Annotated in this window: 10 protein-coding genes and 1 pseudogene; 5 read left to right on the plus strand and 6 right to left on the minus strand. The window is 42.9% G+C overall.

Annotation, left to right across the window (positions count from 1 at the left end; all coding sequences use genetic code 11):
• Positions 1–108 precede the first annotated feature (108 nt).
• Positions 109–3,633, plus strand: a complete 3,525-nt coding sequence (locus tag BK026_RS02660; protein WP_071814423.1) for a hypothetical protein — start codon at positions 109–111, stop codon at positions 3,631–3,633.
• Between the two features lie 827 nt (positions 3,634–4,460).
• Here the strand turns inward: BK026_RS02660 and BK026_RS02675 are convergent.
• Positions 4,461–5,060, minus strand: coding sequence for a hypothetical protein (locus tag BK026_RS02675; RefSeq protein ID WP_071814426.1), 600 nt, complete (start codon positions 5,058–5,060; stop codon positions 4,461–4,463).
• A gap of 14 nt (positions 5,061–5,074) precedes the next feature.
• Here BK026_RS02675 and BK026_RS02680 point away from each other — a divergent pair.
• Positions 5,075–5,314 (plus strand): annotated as a pseudogene (locus tag BK026_RS02680) (DUF1566 domain-containing protein); the annotation flags it as partial.
• 226 nt (positions 5,315–5,540) lie between these two features.
• On the plus strand, positions 5,541–7,265 hold the full coding sequence (locus BK026_RS02685; RefSeq protein WP_071814428.1) for an EAL domain-containing protein: 1,725 nt from the start codon (positions 5,541–5,543) through the stop codon (positions 7,263–7,265).
• Positions 7,266–7,285: 20 nt separating this feature from the next.
• Here BK026_RS02685 and BK026_RS02690 read toward each other — a convergent pair whose 3' ends face one another.
• From BK026_RS02690 to BK026_RS02705, 4 genes are all read right to left on the minus strand, one after another.
• Entirely contained in the window at positions 7,286–9,220 is a 1,935-nt protein-coding gene (locus BK026_RS02690; RefSeq protein ID WP_071814429.1) for an EAL domain-containing protein, read from the minus strand.
• A gap of 265 nt (positions 9,221–9,485) precedes the next feature.
• Positions 9,486–10,508 (minus strand): MBL fold metallo-hydrolase, encoded by a 1,023-nt coding sequence (locus tag BK026_RS02695; RefSeq protein WP_071817456.1) that lies wholly within the window; start codon positions 10,506–10,508, stop codon positions 9,486–9,488.
• Positions 10,509–10,698: 190 nt separating this feature from the next.
• Positions 10,699–12,222: an FAD-dependent oxidoreductase gene (locus BK026_RS02700; protein ID WP_071814430.1), complete on the minus strand. Its 1,524-nt coding sequence runs from the start codon at positions 12,220–12,222 to the stop codon at positions 10,699–10,701.
• A gap of 66 nt (positions 12,223–12,288) precedes the next feature.
• Complete coding sequence (locus BK026_RS02705; RefSeq protein ID WP_071814431.1) at positions 12,289–13,443, minus strand: aromatic ring-hydroxylating dioxygenase subunit alpha; 1,155 nt, start codon at positions 13,441–13,443, stop codon at positions 12,289–12,291.
• Between the two features lie 153 nt (positions 13,444–13,596).
• On the opposite strand from BK026_RS02705, the gene BK026_RS02710 reads away from it, so the two are divergent.
• Both BK026_RS02710 and BK026_RS02715 read left to right on the plus strand, forming a co-directional pair.
• Positions 13,597–14,181 carry a TetR/AcrR family transcriptional regulator gene (locus BK026_RS02710; RefSeq protein WP_071814432.1) on the plus strand — a complete coding sequence of 195 codons (585 nt, stop codon included), beginning with the start codon at positions 13,597–13,599 and terminating at the stop codon, positions 14,179–14,181.
• A gap of 327 nt (positions 14,182–14,508) precedes the next feature.
• Positions 14,509–16,161: an AMP-binding protein gene (locus BK026_RS02715; RefSeq protein WP_083574986.1), complete on the plus strand. Its 1,653-nt coding sequence runs from the start codon at positions 14,509–14,511 to the stop codon at positions 16,159–16,161.
• Between the two features lie 155 nt (positions 16,162–16,316).
• Here the strand turns inward: BK026_RS02715 and BK026_RS02720 are convergent, their stop codons facing one another.
• Complete coding sequence (locus BK026_RS02720) at positions 16,317–19,364, minus strand: efflux RND transporter permease subunit (protein ID WP_071814433.1); 3,048 nt, start codon at positions 19,362–19,364, stop codon at positions 16,317–16,319.
• Positions 19,365–19,367: the final 3 nt, after the last annotated feature.

The following is a 19,367-nucleotide window of genomic DNA, read 5'->3' on the forward strand; positions in this document are numbered from 1 at the left end:
TTAATGCCCTTTTGGCCGAATATCGAAAACGCTTTTTCAAATTCTATGACAAGCTAAATGCATAGTTGAAAAACAAACTTTGATAATCTCCGCTATAAGGGAATGACTATGAGACCGTATAAACGAATTAAGTTTGTACCATTTTTGTTACTTGCGTTATTGATTTCAGCTTGCGGTGGGGGAGGCGGATCAGATGGTGGGAGTACCCCTGTTCCACCACCTTCCTCTAATCAACCAGATTTTGATAACGATGGGATAGCAGATAGTCAGGATCCAGATGACGATAATGATGGAATTAATGATCCGCAAGACTTTTTTCCCTTTGACAGTAGCTTGCCTTTAACAAATCAAATTCTGACGAACAGACTATCGCAGCCGAATATTCAAGTTATTGACCCAGAGACTAACACTGTCTTAGCAAGTTTCACGACAACTGCAGCTCAAAGCGACTTCGAAAATGCCGCAAGTTTTGTTTTCCCAGCAGATCAATTATCGTTCTCAAATGATGATCCGAAGTGGTATCTACTAAAAGCATCAGGTGGTTTTGACATTGACGCAGATAACGATGGTGTAGCTGATATGAGCCCAGTATCAAATGATGGTGAATTTGTGATGCTGGTGAGCAAAGAGCAAATTAGATCTGGTGGAGTTAATTTCAACGTATTCGGCGATACCATCCTTACAGGGTTACCAGATAACTATGCTACAAATACATATGAAGAAAACCAGCAAACGCTTGACGCCCTAAGTGCTACTTTTGTCCCCGACATAAACAATGATGGTGCAATCGGTTACCAAGACATATTGGCATTTGAACCTTTGACCCACTCAGAATTAACGCTTCAGCCCTATCTAAATTACATAGCGATGTACATAGCCCCTATTCTTAACAATGATTTGGCTGACAAATTTTCACGCGTATCTGTAATCCTGAATATAGAGCGGCCTATTTCTGAAAGTTCTCAAATAGAGTTATATGGGAATGGAGAAGTCAAAAGTATTAGCAATATTGAGATTGATAGAGGTGACATTACCTTCACTACATCGCGTGCTACAAGTCAGGAAGAGATCATTGTCTCCTCATTCATCGAAAGTGGTGAAGGGATGTCAGCCGAAGTCGTTTTTATGGCAGATAATGTTCAGACATTTTTTATCGAACCTGAATCATTTGCTGAGTTAAGTAAATTGAAAGCAGTGAACAATAACCAAGGGTTTCGTCTAACTATCCCTAAAGAACTCATGTCGTCATGGGCTGCTTCGGGGGCCTTGGTGCAATCAATACATAATGATGTAGATGTTGTCGTTGTTGAAGACGACCCTATCGTCGATTTGATACTTGGCCGTGGCGACACGCTTCGGCTGATAAATACTGGATTGAGGCGTTCTGATGAGGATGCAATAGAATTAAGTGCAGACAGTTACAATGAATTTACTGTGGAACCTATTGATATTCGTTATCAAGTGCAGTTTGTCCTAAGAAATGTCGATGATAACGTTAGAGTTTATGGTTCAACAAGCATATTTGAGGATGATTCCTTTCTATTTCTTGGTTTTGATGATCCTATCGTACATCATCCTATTGATTTTCAAACTTCTCAATTAGCTGGTTTGAACAGTGATGTGCGTATTCAAATTGGAAAGTCTTCAACAGGGCTTATTGAATGGCATGCGCGAGATTTAGAAACGAATGATTACCTAGATGGAAATGTGCAAATTGGCCAACTAGGGTACTTTACTGGCCAATTTAGAGATTTTAACAATGGCTTCTTCAATCAAGACGCAGAAATTGGTGTAAATGCACGTCTATTTAGATTGGGTGTGACCGATCCACTACCATCTATCAATGCAGAATCAGATGAATCTGTTAGCGAAATTAAAGTATTGTCATACGACGAAGCCGAATTTTCTGTGACAGGTTTTACCAATGCTCCATGGGAGATAGGTGAAACAATTAGTGTAGATTTTACTGAATCTGGTATCCCTCAAAACGTCAAACTCGCTCTGTTCTATGTCGATCCAAATGCATCTTGTGGGACGCCAAATTGTCTTGCGAAGATGAAAGTATTGACGTCTGCTGATCGTAATCGTGGGAATTTTCAATGGCAGGTCAGTGATTTGCCGATTGACAGTGGACGGGTCACCTATGACTCACAATTTGAATCTAAATTTTGTGTTAAGGGAGCCGATTTTTCGGGTGGATTCACAACATGTGATGACATCGCAGTGCTTGTAGAAACTCCTGAATTCAGGTTATCAGTGTCTACTTCGGGGCAAGGAACAGTGACGAGTATGCCAGCCGGCATCAATTGTCCTGGTCAATGCAGTCAACCATTTGTAATAGGGACTTCTATAACTCTAACAGCCGTTGCCGAAGAAGGGTATGTTTTTGATGGCTGGAGTGGAGGAGGATGCTCTGGAAACAATACAAATTGCACAGTCAGCATTTCAGAAGAGACAGAGGTCCTAGCAAAATTTCAGCAGCGAGATTCTAGTTATTCTCTAACAGTGACTAAATCAGGTTCTGGTTTAGGTACGATAAAAAGTTCTCCAGCAGGTATTGATTGCGGAAACACATGTTCTGCGAATTTTCCAACTGATAGCATTGTAAGACTTACTGCTACACCTCTGTCAGGCTATGGTTTTTCAAAATGGCGTGGCGCATGCGTAGGAGCAGTCCGAACCTGCGATGTGACAATTAATCAAGCAAAAAATGTAGAGGCTGTTTTCAGGAAACTCTACTCACTATCTATTGCAAAGACAGGTGAAGGTAGGGTTTACGAAACCTTACGCAATAGAATTGATTGCGGAGACACTTGTAGTGCAAGTTTTCGTGAATTTACAAGAGTAGTTTTGGCAGCCGATGCTGCCACTGGATTTGAATTTGAAGGGTTTTCTCAAAATTGCTCTCGACTAACCGATAAAGGATGCGAAATTACGATCACAGACAATGTTACGGTTAGTGCACAGTTTAGAAGCGATAGCAATTCAGATGCTTTAGTCTACTTAAACTTCACTGGCCTTCCATCATCTAGTGCAGTTGATGTTAGCGCGCTAGTCCGAATAAACGGGCGAATTACTCTTAATGGTACAGCCGATACTGACAGACGAATACAATCGACCTTCGAGAGTCCCTACGATTCTGGTGACACATACACCCTTGAGGTTCTTGGAGTAAATAATGACAATTACACCTGCACTGAACGGTCCTCTTCAGGAACGCTTGTCAGCGGTGACAACGAACTTTATGTTGATTGTGAAGAGACTGACTCTAATGGCGACCCGAGATTTGTGGGAACTTGGACTGTCTCATCGCGTTTCAACACATGTGAATCGGAATGGCAAGTTGATGCAACAGGCAACTCATTTGAGTTTCACGTCAATGGCGAAATTTCTTCAACAACTTGCTCGTCGACATATAATGAGGCTACACAGTCATGGGTTTGTTTTGGACCTCGAAACACTGATGATAGGTTTGCAACGTGGGAAGTACTTAATTCAAACACAATAAAAGTTGGTGACTCCTCTCTGCCTTATGAGATCAACGGTAACAATCTTACCTTCAACCCGATATCTTTTACTTGCGATGGAGTAAGAATTACTGAACAGTTGGGGCATAGATACAATAAGAATTAGGTTGTCGGAGCTAGGTTATTGGCTATAGAAAATCCTTTAATACGATTGGCTGTTGATGAAGAATATCAAGAACAGGTAATACGAAGGGGGATGGGTAATAACTCAATATCCTTGTCAGAAAAAGCACTTCGATTGAAGTGCGATGGAGAGTATTTAAAACTGGAAAGCAAAGAGGCTAAGGACGAATTTTTGTCATTTTTGCGGTGTTTCTACGAGAAATATGGGCAAACTGAAAACAGAAGTTAATGAGGGTCTACGTCGATACTCCAACTTGGTAGGCAAGTCGGACATCAGCGCCTTTAATGGCTTTTTCCAAGATTGAAATTCCTTTGGCTAGCTGAGGGTTATTATCCAGACATCTCTTGATGTCTTAGGGACGTGGATAAAGCCGTGTTCAACAACATGTCCAGTTGCGATTCCTGAATAATTCGTTCTATGGTTTTAATATAGCGCTTAGTTGTTTTTACTCGGACATGACCTAGGTGTTGTTGCAGGATAGAATCGGCGTTAGCAATCAACATGCGGTTAGTATGATTTAGCCCAGTAAGAAGGCCGTTATTCTTAAGATATCGATATAACACCTGAGTCACACCAGTGTGTCGAAGTATATGTGGGTGGGCTTTTATATTTAGTCTTTCTGCGCATTCCTGCATGACTTTTTGGTAGGCCCTAACCGAAACAGGCGTTCCATTTTCAAGCAACCAAGTTGGTGTTTCTTCTTTACTACGACCTGAATTCTCAGCATGTTTGGTATTACAATAATCTTCGCGGTATTTCTTTAAGCGGCGATAATATGTTATGCCATCTTCGGGTTTCTCATATACGTTTTAGAACACATCCATTATGGTAAGTGGCACTAGCAGGCTTTTCGTTTTGCCACCTTTGGCTATTATATACCGCAGCTTTTGACTACTCAGCTTATCGCGCTTCATTTCTCTGTAACTTGACCAATTTGGGTTAAGCTTGTTTGGCCCCAGAGGAAAGCAATTTATCAGCGCTGTAACGCGGAGACATGCCACAAGTTCCACATACACCATTACAGCGTAGACCGCATCTACTTTGAACAATTCTGCATAAAGCAACCAGAACTGTTCCATGGTCAAAATATTGTCTTTATAGTCGTCTTGGTGTTCTTTCCAGGTTTGATCTACAGCTGCTTCCTCTTCTCCAAATTGATCGCCGCGATAGCTTGTATGGGATAGAAAGTCGTCGTCTTGTTCTTGCGCAATGGGAATTTCGTTGGTTTCTGGCATCAGCATTTCATGCTCTATACCCTGCAAGGTCAAAAATCGGTAGAACTGTCGCCATGCTTTCACATATTGCTCAATGCTTTCACCAACCCAATCACCTTCAAAATACATAGCGTTAATAAGCGGTTCCATATTTTCCCGGTAGGTTGCTGTTAGGTAGTTAATGTTTTTTACCATCAAGCTTTGCTGGCTTTTTCGATTGGTATTTGCCAAATATCAAAGAGCTATCATCGATTACAGAGGTTGCGTGCTTTAACCCGTCAATAAATACTGAAGTGTTCCCTGATACAGCCAACCATTGGTACTGGTCGAGCTCATCAGACTCCGAACAGGCTGAACGCGCGTGGGCTCAACATTTAGAATTAGGCGTTGTACGAGCACCGCTTAAAAATACGTTGGGGCATGTTCGGCTAGTGAGAGTAAACAAATGAACACTACCTAATGTAAATAGGAACTGATACCTCGGCTTTGCACTCGGTATCAGTGTGGAGTTGCTATCAACCCCACTATATATTGGTAATTTCCCCCTTAAAAAAGCCACATGATGAATGGTCTGATTTGATTGGTATTGTCAGTATTTAGTCTACACTTAATAATTAGACAATAAAATACAGTGCAAAACGCAGTATAAGCCTAACATTGTGTGGGGATAAATACTTGCAAGATAGTCGAGCGAAATCATCACTTAAGCGGCATGGCGCGGCAGAACAGCGGTTCTTGCAGTTGATTAGCGCGCTGCCTAAAGTTTCCGTTCAGGGATATGATAAGTTCCGACAGGTTATCTATTGGAACAAGTCTAGTACCGACATTTACGGGTACACTGAAAAAGAGGCGCTCGGACAGAAGTTAGAAGACCTTATCATCCCCCAAGCAATGCGTGAAGGTGTAAAGGTATTACATCAGCGTTGGCTTGATAAGGGAGAACCTATACCTTCCGAAGAGTTAGTGCTGCGTAAAAAAGATGGTACAGATGTTCACGTATTTTCTTCACATGTGATGTTAAACGAGGGTACTGACAACCCAGAAATGTTTTGTGTTGATATTGACTTGAGCGAGCAGTATGCATCCCGTCAAGCATTGGAGCGAATAGCATCTACAGACCTTTTAACAGGTTTGCCCAACCGTCGTCATTTGCAGCATTTTTTAAAAGAAAACATAATCAAAGCAAGTGCTTCGTCGTCTTCGTTTGCGCTGTTTTTCATTGATTTAGACATGTTTAAAGAAATCAATGACACATTAGGCCATACGTGGGGAGACGAATTGCTTCTTCGAGTAACAGAGCGTCTTCAACATAGCATAGGTAGAAAAGGCCTTATCACGCGATTCGGTGGTGATGAATTTGTTTTTGTTTCAAATGTAATTGAAGACAAGAATGAAGTTTATGGTTTGGTGAACCAGATGCATCAGTGCTTTTCCAATAGCTTTGAACTTGGTATTGAAAATGTGCGAATTACGTCGAGTATAGGCGTAAGCATTTTTCCTCATAATGGGGTAAAAGCTGAGGATCTTTTGAAACATGCAGACGCTGCGATGTATCAGGCCAAATCAAATGGGCGTAATCGATACCATTTTTTCACTGCAACACTTGGCGAGAAGCTTTACAAAGAACGTAATATTGCGTCAGCCCTGCATGAATCGTTGGACAAAAACGAATTTAAATTGGTCTATCAACCTCAGTTAGATCTTAAAACTGGAAATGTCATTGCGTGTGAAGCGCTGCTTAGATGGCAACCTAACGATAAAGCAAAAGCGGTGGCCCCAGACATTTTTATTCCCATTGCCGAAAAATCTGACTTAATTATTAAAATTGGTAGATGGGTGTTCGAGAGCGCCTGTGCACAGGCAAAAGTATGGAAAGAAAGAGGCATTAACCTAAGGGTTGACGTAAACGTGTCAGGAAGAGAATTTGAGCATGCAGACTATTTCCAATTTTTATCTCAATGCCGCGAACAGTATCACTTGGCGCCAACGGATATTGGTATAGAGCTTACTGAAAACGTCTTAATGCATTCTGACAATCATCTCATAGCACAGCTTAAAATACTAAGAAATATGGGTGTTGAAATATCGATAGATGACTTTGGTACGGGCTACTCGTCGCTGAGCTACCTCAAAAAGTTCCCTGTAAGCCATTTGAAAATTGACCGGTCTTTTTTAGACGGCGCAACGGAAAATGAATACGATAGCGCGCTAATGGAAGCAATTGTAACTGTTGGTCATAAACTTAACCTTAAAATTGTCATTGAAGGCGTTGAAACAATTAAACAGTCTAATTACTGCAAACAGCTCAATATCGAATTTGGTCAGGGGTATCTCTACGCCAAACCCCTTACGGCAGCCGGCGTAGAAGAGTATATTGAAACGCTTAAACACGTTTCTTAAACGGCATTGTTTTTGCCAATTTAATATACTGACCACATCGTAGGTTTTGCGAAATAATATCCCTGCTGGTGCGTTATATCTAACGTATTGAGCGCAACCGATTCCGCTTCATTTTCAACCATTTCAGCAATAACTTTAATATTTAAGGTTCTAGCAATACTGGTTAAGCTACTTACAAACAATTGATTGTCTTTGTTTGTGTGAATACTTTGGGTAAGTCTGCCAGAAAGTTTAACAAAGTGAGGCTGGATTGCCCGTAACCCTGATAATGAAGCAAAATTGTCGCCAAAATGCTCTACCGTTATTCTGCAGCCTAACTTTATTAAGTCTTTACACAAGGCAACGGCCTCTTGGTGGAAATTAATAAGCGCAGAATCCTCAATTTCAAACACAAGTCTAGGACAAATCTCATCTCGTTCTTTTAGCTGATCTACCAGCCACCTTCTGAATTCATCGTTTGCTATTGAGGCGTTAGTGATATTTATACCTACTTTTTGTGAGGTTACACCGAGCTTCTTAAGCACCATATTTGTTATCAGTTTGTCTACTTGCGGGACAAGGTCTAGCCTCTCTGACGCAGGGATAAGCTGAGACATTGGAATGATCTCATTGGTATGCCTATCTTTAAACCTACCAAAAGATTCAAAATAATCAGGCTTATTTAGCTCAGTATCCATCACTGGCTGAATGATTATGTCAGCATATTGCTGGGATATAATATAGTTCAGTCGTTCACGCCATCGTGCATTACTGTGAACCTGCGAGATTTCCGAAGAAAACTGCCAACCACGCTCTAGTTTCGTTGCCGCAATTAGCGCGCTGTCTGCGCTTTCCATTACTTCTTGAATTTCCATACTGTTGGTGAATTTCGTCACACCAATCCAAGCCGTTTTACTGCCATCTCGCATTGGGTTGGCTGCATTTAATTGCTTGCTAAGTGTAGAAAGTTTGTCTTCCATTTCGCCTTTTTCTATGGTCTCGGTGGAGACTGCAAAATCTCCACCAGAGATTCGAAATACATGGGCATTTTTAAATGATGCTTTGATAAAGCGCGCTAAAATTTCAGATACTGCTACAACATAATGGTCGCCAGCTTGTGTGCCTAGTTTTGTGTTTATTGTATTCAGTTTAGCCAAGCGTACAATCAATAGCTCTTTCTCCGCGTAGCCAGAGCCCCCGTTAAAAAAGGCTGCCATGTGGCGATCAAAGGCGTTTCTGTTGGCAAGCTTTGTTAGTGCGTCTTTACTGGCTATGAATTTAAACTGTTCTGCCTGGCGGGTGAGCTCTTGAAATTTTGTTTCCAACGAAAGCGATACATTATTTATCGCACTCAACAAGTAGCTGTAATCCGACGTGTAGGACTCTACTGGCGAGGACGTGAAATTGTGGTTCACGATATCGTTTAATTTCCTCGTTGCTTCATCAATGTCTGCGTGAGCGCGTTTTGAGATAAACCTGACGATAAGTACGCCGAACACAACAAATATAAACACAACTAAAAAGTTCGTAACTATTTGATGTATAAAGAGCGTTAACGCATGCTGTACGCTCGGCTTTAAAACAAGCGTTCCTTTGTTATTTGAAAGTCCAATTTGGCTACTTGCGTCATCTAGCCCTGTTAAAGAACCAAACCAATTGACTGCCGTTGTATCTTCCCCTTCTTTTTTAAATTCAAAAGCGGTGTTTTCATCGGCATCAATTATTTTAATTACAGAGATGGTGTCAATCGACGCGAGATAACGCAGTTGCGCTGAAATGCGTTGCTTAGTTTTCTCATTGTCATTCGATGCTTGGGCATAGACAAAATCAATTAGCGCCTTGTTTCGCTCTGTCTCGTTTTCTATTAGCTGAATGGCTGTGGTTGTTGTTCTATTAAACTCTAGGAAAGTTGTAAACCCAAGTACAACAACAGCAAGACAACATAAGCCTAAATTAATCTGGCTAGAAAGTTTCATTTAAGCAGTAAACTCCTTCAACCTATATTCCCTTTGGTTCTCTATCTATCCGTTGCTATATATTTTTTTAACACGCAGATGCATTTTTATTGTGATATGTGCATCGATAGCAACGTTTCAATGTGCTGCCAAACTAGGCAAAATCAACATCGAATAAACGGTACAATCCGTGTGGTCAATAAATGTACTGCATAACATGAAGTTATGCGAGTATTTTTATCTAATAATAGCAGCGTGAGAATGCTTGGGGTAGGTTGATATGGAATTACTTTGGTTCTTGCCACCATACTTTATTCGGCGCTTGAGCAGCACGTCTTATCGGTACTATTTCGCCAAACACAGGAATGCTGGTGGGAATACCCCTAGCACTGGTAAGATCTGTAATTTTTATTAAAGGCTCATTCCAGTTATGCAGCGCCAAATCAAAGGTGCTGTTGTGTACAGGCATCATAACACTGGCTTGAACATCAATATGTGCTTGCAGGCTCTCTTCAGGCAGCATGTGAATGTCAGACCATAACTCGTTGTAAGCGCCGGTTTCAATCATAGATAAGTCAAACGGGCCGTACTTTTCACCAATGGCTTTAAATCCGTCAAAATAGCCCGAGTCGCCGCTATAAAAAATGTTGGTATTCGCAGATTTGATAACCCAACTTGCCCAAAGGGTTTCGTCTCTATCAAATAAACCTCGCCCTGAGAAATGCTGAGACGGTGTGGCCACTATTTCAATACCGCTTACTTTTGTGCTTTGCCACCAATTTAACTCAACAATTTTATTTGCATTCACCCCCCAGTCGCGTAAATGATTGCCCACTTTTAAAGGTGTGATAAACACGTCGACCTTGTTTTTTAGTAGTTCAATACTGTTCTTATCTAAATGATCATAATGGTCATGACTTATAATAACAGCATCTAATTTGGGCAAATCTTCCAGTGAAATGGGCGCTTGGTGGAAACGCTTGGGTCCCATCCATTGGACGGGAGAAGCACGCTCACTGAAAACCGGATCAATCAATATATAACGCTCGGCAAGCTTCAATAGGGTAGTAGAATGACCTAGTTTTATCACGCTATCTTCTGCAATCGCATCAAGCACTTGAGGGGTAAGTGTCGATACGGGTATGTCAAATGTTGGCGCTGCGGCATCTCTGTTGTCGCGAAAGTACGCTTTGGTTACTTTCCATATGTCTTTCAACGTCGTTTTATATTCTATATGAGTGTTAGTGAATTTGTCAGGTTGTGACGCGCTTGCAGCATGAGTGTTTGTAGATCCACAGAAAGATGTCATAAATAAAACTCCAACAAGAAAGCGTGTGCGATTAAAAACGGGCATGCTCTCACCTTAAATTTAAAGTACACTGCACAGTGTAGTTTACTTTTAGTGTGTAAGTCTATAAAAAAGTAAACTTATTAGTGTAGTTTCTTGTTGGAAGTTAGCGTTGTGACTAAAAAATTAATTACAAAAAAGCTACTTAGCGCTAACTTGCAATTAGTTGACAGTATGCTTTTGCACGTGCAGGTGAATTAAAGCAACCTGTTAACACATAGCCAATGGTATTGAACTTATTGTCGAGCAGCCTTGCACTAACCCCATTATTACTTTGCTCTTCAATTACCCAACGATTGCGACCGCTAGGAGTATGAATGGGTAGCACCATGTTTATAGGATGACAGCTGGTTTTTACAACAATGGGCATAATGGGGTAGGACAAATGCGCGGGTTGCTTCCCGTTCATTTTCTCGTTGGCTAAGTTTGACGCCAGTAACTTAACTTGATTCAGTAATGGCGCGACATAGGGCAGTACTACGCCAACCCGCTCGGGCTTAATTTCAGCAACTATATGAGCGTCTGCATCGTCATGCTGTGTTGAAACTTGCGCACAGTCTCCCACGGCAAACACATCTGGCGCCGATGTTTCTAAGTTACTGTTGGTTAAAATGCCGCGCTGACACGAAATGTCAGCGCGCAACGCCAGCGCAATATTGGGTTTTACACCAATTGCTGACAGCACAAGGTCGCTTTTAAGTCGCTTGCCGTTAGCAAGCATCACTTCTACGCCCTGCCCATTATTTTCAACACGCGATACTGTAGTGCCAAAGTGAAATGCTGCACCTGCCTCTGCTAATGCATGAGTGAGTGAAGTAGAGGCTTCATTGGGCAGCAGCGCGCAGAGCGCACTGGGTTGAGGGTCGACAATACTCACATGAACACCTGCCTGCAGCAGGTTATCAGCAAATTCACAGCCAATTAAGCCCGCCCCCATGATCGTAATGTGGCGAGCATACGCGGCGTCGGTAATGAACTGTCCATAATCAGTGAGGTTATTCACAACGCGAATCTTGTGACTTGCATTACCCTCAATAGCTGGCGTCATTGCCGATGAACCTGTAGCTAGAACTAACTTGTCATAAGGTTGCTCTCCGCCACCTTGAAGTAACAGGCATTTAGCGTGCGTGTCGATATGTTCTACCAACGTATGAGTAAACAGTCTAACGCGGTATTGGCGTGAAAAATCCGAGGCCGAACTTTGCGTAAGCGTAGCGACACTTTTTTGTTGCGCGTAAGCATTAGATAGCTGAGGCTTGCTGTAAACCGCGCCATCATCTGCGCAGATAACAACAATGGGTGTATGTTTGTCGTGTTGACGGTACGACTTTACAAAGTTAACGCCCGCCATGCCCGAACCTACAACCACGATAGGAGCATCGCTTGCGTCGTTGTGCTGAGTTCCTTGGCTGACTAATGGTTTAGTGCTTGCAGCACCTTCACTGTTAAAGGGTGGGGGCGATGCCTTTTGAGTGTTTATATGCTCAACATCGCTCACTTCAGCCACTTGTCTCATTTGAAAATCGCGTTTACTAATACCGCATTCAGGACAACACCAATCGTCGGGAATGTCTTCCCATTTAGTACCTGGACGTAAGCCTTCTTCAGGGCAGCCTTGCTCCTCATCATATAGCCAACCACAAGCCTGACATTCCCATATTCTATACTGCGACATAGCTTCTACCTCACCGAGCCTTTTGTTTTATAGCCACTAAAGACAATTTTTTATGCAAAACAGTCGTTACACTGAAAGGAGTGCATCAAGCTCTTCATTAAAGGCGTGTAAAGCCCACTCATTCTTACCGTATTGAATGTAGGGCAGGGCGCCGCTTTCTAACGACGATTGGATAGACTCACCCAAAGCCCAATCCTCGTTGAGCGTGGTATTGGTGATGTCGTGGTTTTTCTGCCAATGACGAAGCTGATTAATATCGTTAAGATCGGCGCTCTTGGGGATTAAGGTCGTAATAGTAATTTCGGTTTCTCCCGCGCTAAGTGGGCGAAAGTTAATAAATTCTACGTGTTCTTTTTGTATAAGCAGTGCCGTATTCGGCAGCAACATGAACAGCGTGTGGCTATAGTCGTGCAGCGATAAATCATCTGTCGCCTGTGCTTTTTCTGACGAGAGGTTCTTTGTGGGCATAACTACCCGGTAATGCATATCAACCTTGTCAATTACCGCAACATTGTTGTAAAAAAACGGCGCAATGGTCTCTTTGTGGGCAAATGCAAAATGATAAGTCTCAAGCCCGCCCTCAGAAAAGAGTTTCCAATTACCCTTCCATACCTTAGTAAAGCGCTTGAAATGCGTTAGTTCATCTGCTTTAAGCCACTCAAGGTGCGCATTCATACCTGCCAAGTGTCCCGTTAAATGGGCTTTGATGTCTTCATTTTCACCAACGCTCGGGCATATCCATATAAAGCCATACATTTCAATGCTAGGCAGTGCGATTAAGCCATTGTCTGATTTATTGGTATTTGGAAAGCAATGCTGGTGACCAGGAATGTTGTTAAGAGCGCCATCAGTGGTATACGACCATGCGTGGTAAGGACATACGAACTGCTTACTGCACCCAGAGCCTTCAACTAATTTCGCACCTCGATGTCGACACGCGTTTCTAAATACGTGCACGAGGTTGTTCGAATCTCGGCTGACAATCAACGAGCCCATAGTTGTCTTAACTTCCTTATAACTGTCGAGCTCACCTACTTCAGAGGCATGAGCCACAATAGTAGGTAACGCATTAAACACCTTTTTTACTTCATCGCTGAATCGAGATTGACTGGTATACCTGTCGGTATCTGAACGAACCTCAATATCACCTAACGAGGTGGTTTTGTTGGCTACGTTTTGTTTCGCACTTTTTATCAACAATTTTTCGATATCGGTGTTCATGATGTCACTCCTAAACGGGAAGCGTATGTTTTGATAAATCAAACGCGGTATACGTATTCTAATTTACTTACCGGTTGGTAGGTTTTTACAAAATACCTACCAGATGGTAAGCTGTCAATATGCTATCTACACTTTTTGCTTTGGAATGATGAAGTGAAATTAAAAACGAAAGAGAAGTTATTAAGTACTGCCACAGTTCTTTTTTCAAAAAATGGTTTTTATGGCACAAGTATTAACGATGTTGCCGCGGAGGTTAGCGTTAGCAAACAAGGCCTGCTGCACCATTTCCCATCAAAAGAAAAACTTTATGCAGCCGTAATAGCGCAGGCGGCGCATCATCTCGTCGATCTGGTAGAGGAAATAAAAACTGAATCAGATAATGCGCAAAATCAACTCTTCGCACTATTTAAAAGGATGGTATGTGCTGATGAAGAACGGTTGAGAGTAATTATCTTGCTTATGCGTGAGTTACTTGATAATCGCGAACGTGCTGAACAGGCACATAAGTGGTTTCTACGCCCATTTCTTGATGATGTTGTGGCTATTGTAACGAACGGGCAGCAACACGGGTATTTTAAAGGGAAGGCTCCACTTGCTTTCGTATATCACTTGTTGGGCGCAACGCAGTACTATGTGGTTTCCCGTCCCACGCTAGACAAGCTTTACACGCAGGAAGAACGAAAGCTACACGAACAGCAGCACATGGAGATGTTGAAGGGGATTATTTTTGATGCATAACCGCCCCTAGCACGGTATTTCGTTAAGTGCTTCAATTTCTCGACGTGAATATTGACCCTTGATAGGGCCAATATTCAACCTGTTTCTACAAATGAAAGCTAAGGGAAGGCTATTAAAATACTCTCTCTTACGCCAACGGTTTGTTTGTTGCACAACCCTCAATTCCTAGTCCTACCAAAAATTTTACCACTTTTAAGTGATTAAACTTTTTAACAAATAATTTCATCACTGTTGACAACCTACCACATGGTAAGTTATTTCTATTTTGCCTACCGACTGGTAGGTTTTTGGTTCCCTCATGCCTAACTAACTGCCTAAGGATGCGAAATGATGAATGATGTACTCCCATTAAGTGCGCTAAGACACAACTTTAAACATCTTGCTGTGAAGCCGGCATTTTACCAACCTGATGGCGCAAGGCAGCGCATATGGACCTGGGAGGAGGTAGAAAAAGCGGTGCGATCGTTAATAGGTGGTTTGCATGATTTAGGACTGGGTAAAGGCGATGCTGTGGCAATTTATGGCAAAAACAGCGCCGAATGGATAATTGCTGACTGGGCGGTAATGCTGGCTGGTATGGTTTCGATCCCCATTTACCCGACGGCAAATGAAGAAACGCTGGCTTTTATTATTGAGCGTACAAAATGCAAGGCTGTATTCATTGGAAAACTTGACGATCACCAAGTAGGTCAGCGGGTATTTTCTTCTTCACTTGCACAGATAGTGCTTCCTTGTGATTCAATTGACGGCCCAATTGCATGGAAAGATTGGATGGCTCAAAAATCGTTTACCGGTGAGTTCTTTAAAGGGGCAGCTGATAGTGTTATCAGTATCATGTACACATCAGGCTCAACTGGCACACCTAAAGGCGTCGAACTCACCCAATCTGCATATGCATCAGCATGTGGTGATACTGCAAGGTGGCTTAACGTAAATCAAAGCGATAGGCTCTTTTCCTACCTACCTCTTGCTCATATTGCCGAGCGTGTTGTTACCGAAGGTATGATGATTTATGCTCCAGGTGCAGTGACTTATTTCTCTGAATCACTTGAAACCTTCATTGATGACCTGAAAGCGGCAAAGCCAACTGTTTTTTTCTCAGTTCCTCGCCTATGGGCCAAGTTCCTTGCTTCAATTTATCACACTGTACCCAAGAAAAAACTGTCATCACTGTTGAACGACCCTTCTGTAAATCAAAGTATTAAACGAAAAGTAAAATGTAGTTTAGGTTTCGAAGAAACAAGAGTTTGGGTATCGGCTGCCGCGCCAATCGCGAGAGAAATTATTGAGGAGTTTGAAGCCCTTGATATCTACATTTCTGAAGCCTGGGGCATGACTGAGGTAACGGGGGCAGGATGTATTAACTATCCGTTTAAATCGTCGATGATAGGTACAATAGGCAAGCCCTTTACTGATGCTCAGGTTCGTCTCTCACAAGATAATGAGATTCAGGTGAAGGGGCGCAATGTTTTTGAACGTTACCATTTAAATCCAGAGGTAACCGCTGAAAGTTTCACCGACGACGGCTGGTTTAAAACCAAAGATAGAGGTGAGTGGGATGAGCAGGGCGCTCTTAAAATCGTAGGGCGATTAAAAGACGAATTCAAAACGACAACGGGAAAGTACATCATTCCTTCTCCTATCGAGGCAATGATGTGCAATCACGACATTATAGAGCTTGCGTGTGTGATGGGAAGCAACAGGCCTCAACCTTTCGCTGCAGTTGTACTTAGCGACACTGCATCATTATTAGATAAAGATGCTATAAAACGAGAGCTTGAGCGGTTTCTTCAAAATATGAATGAAAGCTTGGAAAACCATCAAAAGCTAAGCCATATTCTTGTGGCAAGTGAACCATGGACTATTGAAAATAATATGCTTACGCCGACGATGAAAATTAGGCGCTTTGAAATTGAAGCAAGATATAAAGAAGCTGCGTCAGCACTTAATGATCAACAAAAAGTGTTGTGGTGTGAATAACCAGTAGCAATACTAGCACGTATTCAAACGACGTTATTTCTCAGCAAAAACACAAGCCACAATAGGGTTTGTGAGTGGGCGTTAGCATATACATAATAAAGCTGGCATCCTAAAAAAGGAGCCAGCTTTTTCTGTACAATTTGGTTGTAGACTTTTTACTCAGACTTAATACCGTGGAACGTACAGTGTAGCACTGGCAAGATGAGCAGTGTAAGCACCGTGGCAACGGTCAGACCAAATACAATAACCACTGCCATTGATGCGAAGAACGCGTCAGAAAACAGCGGTATCATACCCAAAATGGTTGTAATGGCGGCCATTGAAACGGGACGTACACGAGATACCGATGCTCTAACTACAGCATTAAACGCATCACTATTACCTTTAGCCTGCACGTTTATCTCTTCCATAAGCACTATGCCGTTTTTAAGCACCATCCCAATAAGGCTTAAACTGCCAAGCAGCGCCATGAAAGTAAAGGGTGCACCAACCAGTACTAAGCCGCCGATAATGCCGATAGTGGTAAGCGGTATTACGCCCCATATGGCTAACGCTTGGCGAAGCTTGCCAAACAGCAACACGGTAATAATAAACATGCCTAAAATACCAATAGGCATACTCGCGAAGAGGGCGCTTTGCGCGTCGGTTGATGTTTCATATTCGCCGCCCCATTCAATGCGATAGCCATCAGGCAGTTTAAGTTCTTCTACAAGAGGGCGAACTTTCGCTTGCACGCTCGCTGCCGTCTCGCCTGACAAGGGCATGGGCTCTGCGTAAACTGCCAGCATTCGCACTCGATTGCGGCGTTTTATGATTGGGTTATCAAGCGATACATCTACATTGCTGATAACGTCGGCCATGCTAACGTATTTTCCTTGTTCTTGGCTCCACACATTGAGTGAGGCAAGGTTGTCTATGTCATAGCGCTGGTTTGGATCGTTGCGCATGACAATAGGTATTAAATCGCTACCTTCGCGGTAAAGGCCCACAGTCTCACCTTCATTGTTCAGTAAAAATGCGGTGTGAACGGCATCTCGCGTTACGCCGATACGTCTTGCTTGTTCCTCTAGAAACACGGGCTCAACAAATGGGACTTTGTTGCTCCACGATAGCCGCACACTGTCCATGGTTCTCTCAGCTTGGAATATGGCTTCAATGTCGCTGCTTATTTCTCGCAAAACTTCAGGATCTGGCCCGTAAATTCGTGCTTCAATTGCCGCTTTTGCAGAAGGGCCCACTTGCAGTGCTTTAACCTTATATTGCACGTTGGGGAAGTCTTCCCGCACCAGCTCAATAATTTCTCGCATACGAGCATCACGAGACTCTACCGTGTTGGTTTCAACAATAAGTTGGCCATAGCTGGCATACCTGTCTTCTGGCGCATAAGTAAGGGTGAGGCGCTGTGCACCACCACCAATAACACTGGTGACGTTGGCAATATTCTCCATGCCTAGCACATTGTCTTCTAAGCGGCGAATAGACTGCTCAGTGGTTAAGATGTCGCTTCCCTCCGGCAGCCACAAATCTACAAAAAACAGCGGTGTGGATGAATCTGGGAAAAATGCGTTTTTTACAAACTTACCTGACGCCATGCTGCCTACCAGGGCAACAAGTACCAGAACTATTGTCACGTAGCGATGATTGATAGCAGCGGTAAGTACACGCTTGTATACGGTAAAAATAATGCCTTTGTACGGGTCGTCGTCTTCATCGCTGTTGCCGCGTTCTTTTTCAGTTTTAAATAATAAATCGAAAAAGAAAGGCGTTATGGTGAGCGCGGTGATCCAACTTAAAAATAGCGAGAAGCACAGTACCCAAAACAGCGAGCCGACGAATTCACCTGTGGCATCTGGCGACAGACCAATTGGCGCAAAAGCGGTTATGGCAATCACAGTCGCGCCAAGAAGGGGTAAACCATTTTGAGACACTACGTCTTTTGCCGCTTGAAGCTTGGTTTGCCCTTTTCTCACGCCAATTAACATGCCTTCGGTGACCACGATGGCGTTGTCGACTAGCATACCAAGGGCAATAATGAGCGCACCCAAAGAGATTTTTTGCAGCTCAATGCCTTTCACCGACATCAAAATAAAGGTGCCGAGAATGGTAAGCACAAGAATGAGCCCCATTAGCACGCCACTTCGCCAGCCCATAAAAAGCAGCAGAACGAAAATAACGATAGCCACGGCTTCAACAAGGTTTATCAAAAAGCCGGTAACAGAATCGTCCACCACCGTAGGCTGGTTGTAAACCGTATTCAGGCTCATACCAAGTGGCATGCGCTGCTCTAGCTCAGCAATTTTGCTATCAAGCCGTTTACCTACGTCAACTACATTGACCGCCGACGCGAACGACACGCCAATAGACAGAGCAGGGATGCCAGAACTGTGGTAAAGAATTGACGGGGTATCGTTAAGTTTGCGCTCAATAGTGGCAATATCCGTTAAACGAATAAGGCCGCTAGCCGGTGACCCAATCACTACCTGACCTAACGCTTCTAAGTTATCAAATTCACCAGTAGGCTGAATGGATAAACGTTTGCCCTGAACTTTAATTGAACCTGCGTTGCCTACCACGTTTTGCGCAGTTAACAGGCCGGCAATGGATTGAGCAGACACATTAAGGGTTTTCATTTTATCGTGATCTAAAGACACGATAATTTGTTCGCTTACCGTACCGGCAATAGAGACTTTCTTAACACCTTCAACAAGCTGAATTTCTCGCTGCATTAAATCAGCAAAATCTTCCATTTGCTTAAGGGAATAGTCTTCACTTTTAAGAGTAAGCAGCAGCCCAAATACGTCACCAAAGTCATCATTCACAATAGAGGTGCTGGTGCCAGGTGGCAGTGATGCTTGTGCATCGCCCACTTTACGTCGCAAGTTGTCCCAGTATTGTTCTAGGTCTTTAGCCTGAACGCTGCTCTTAAGCTCAACCGTAATCTGCGACAGTCCCAGCATGTTTACCGAACTTACGCGTTTTACATTGGGTATACGCTGAATAGCCTTCTCAAGCTGCAGCGTAACCTCTTCTTCCACTTGTTCAGGCGTTGCGCCGGGATATTGGGTTATAACCAGTGCGTTTCTAATAGTGAATTCGGGAAACTCTAGCTGACCTAAGCCTAGAAAAGTCACAATGCCGCCCACACCCAAAATGATAGCGACCATCCAGCTTATGACTTTTTGACGAAAAAAATACTCGACCATGAT

Origin of the sequence: Alteromonas sp. V450, assembly GCF_001885075.1 — a bacterium.
Taxonomy (GTDB): Bacteria; Pseudomonadota; Gammaproteobacteria; order Enterobacterales; family Alteromonadaceae; genus Alteromonas.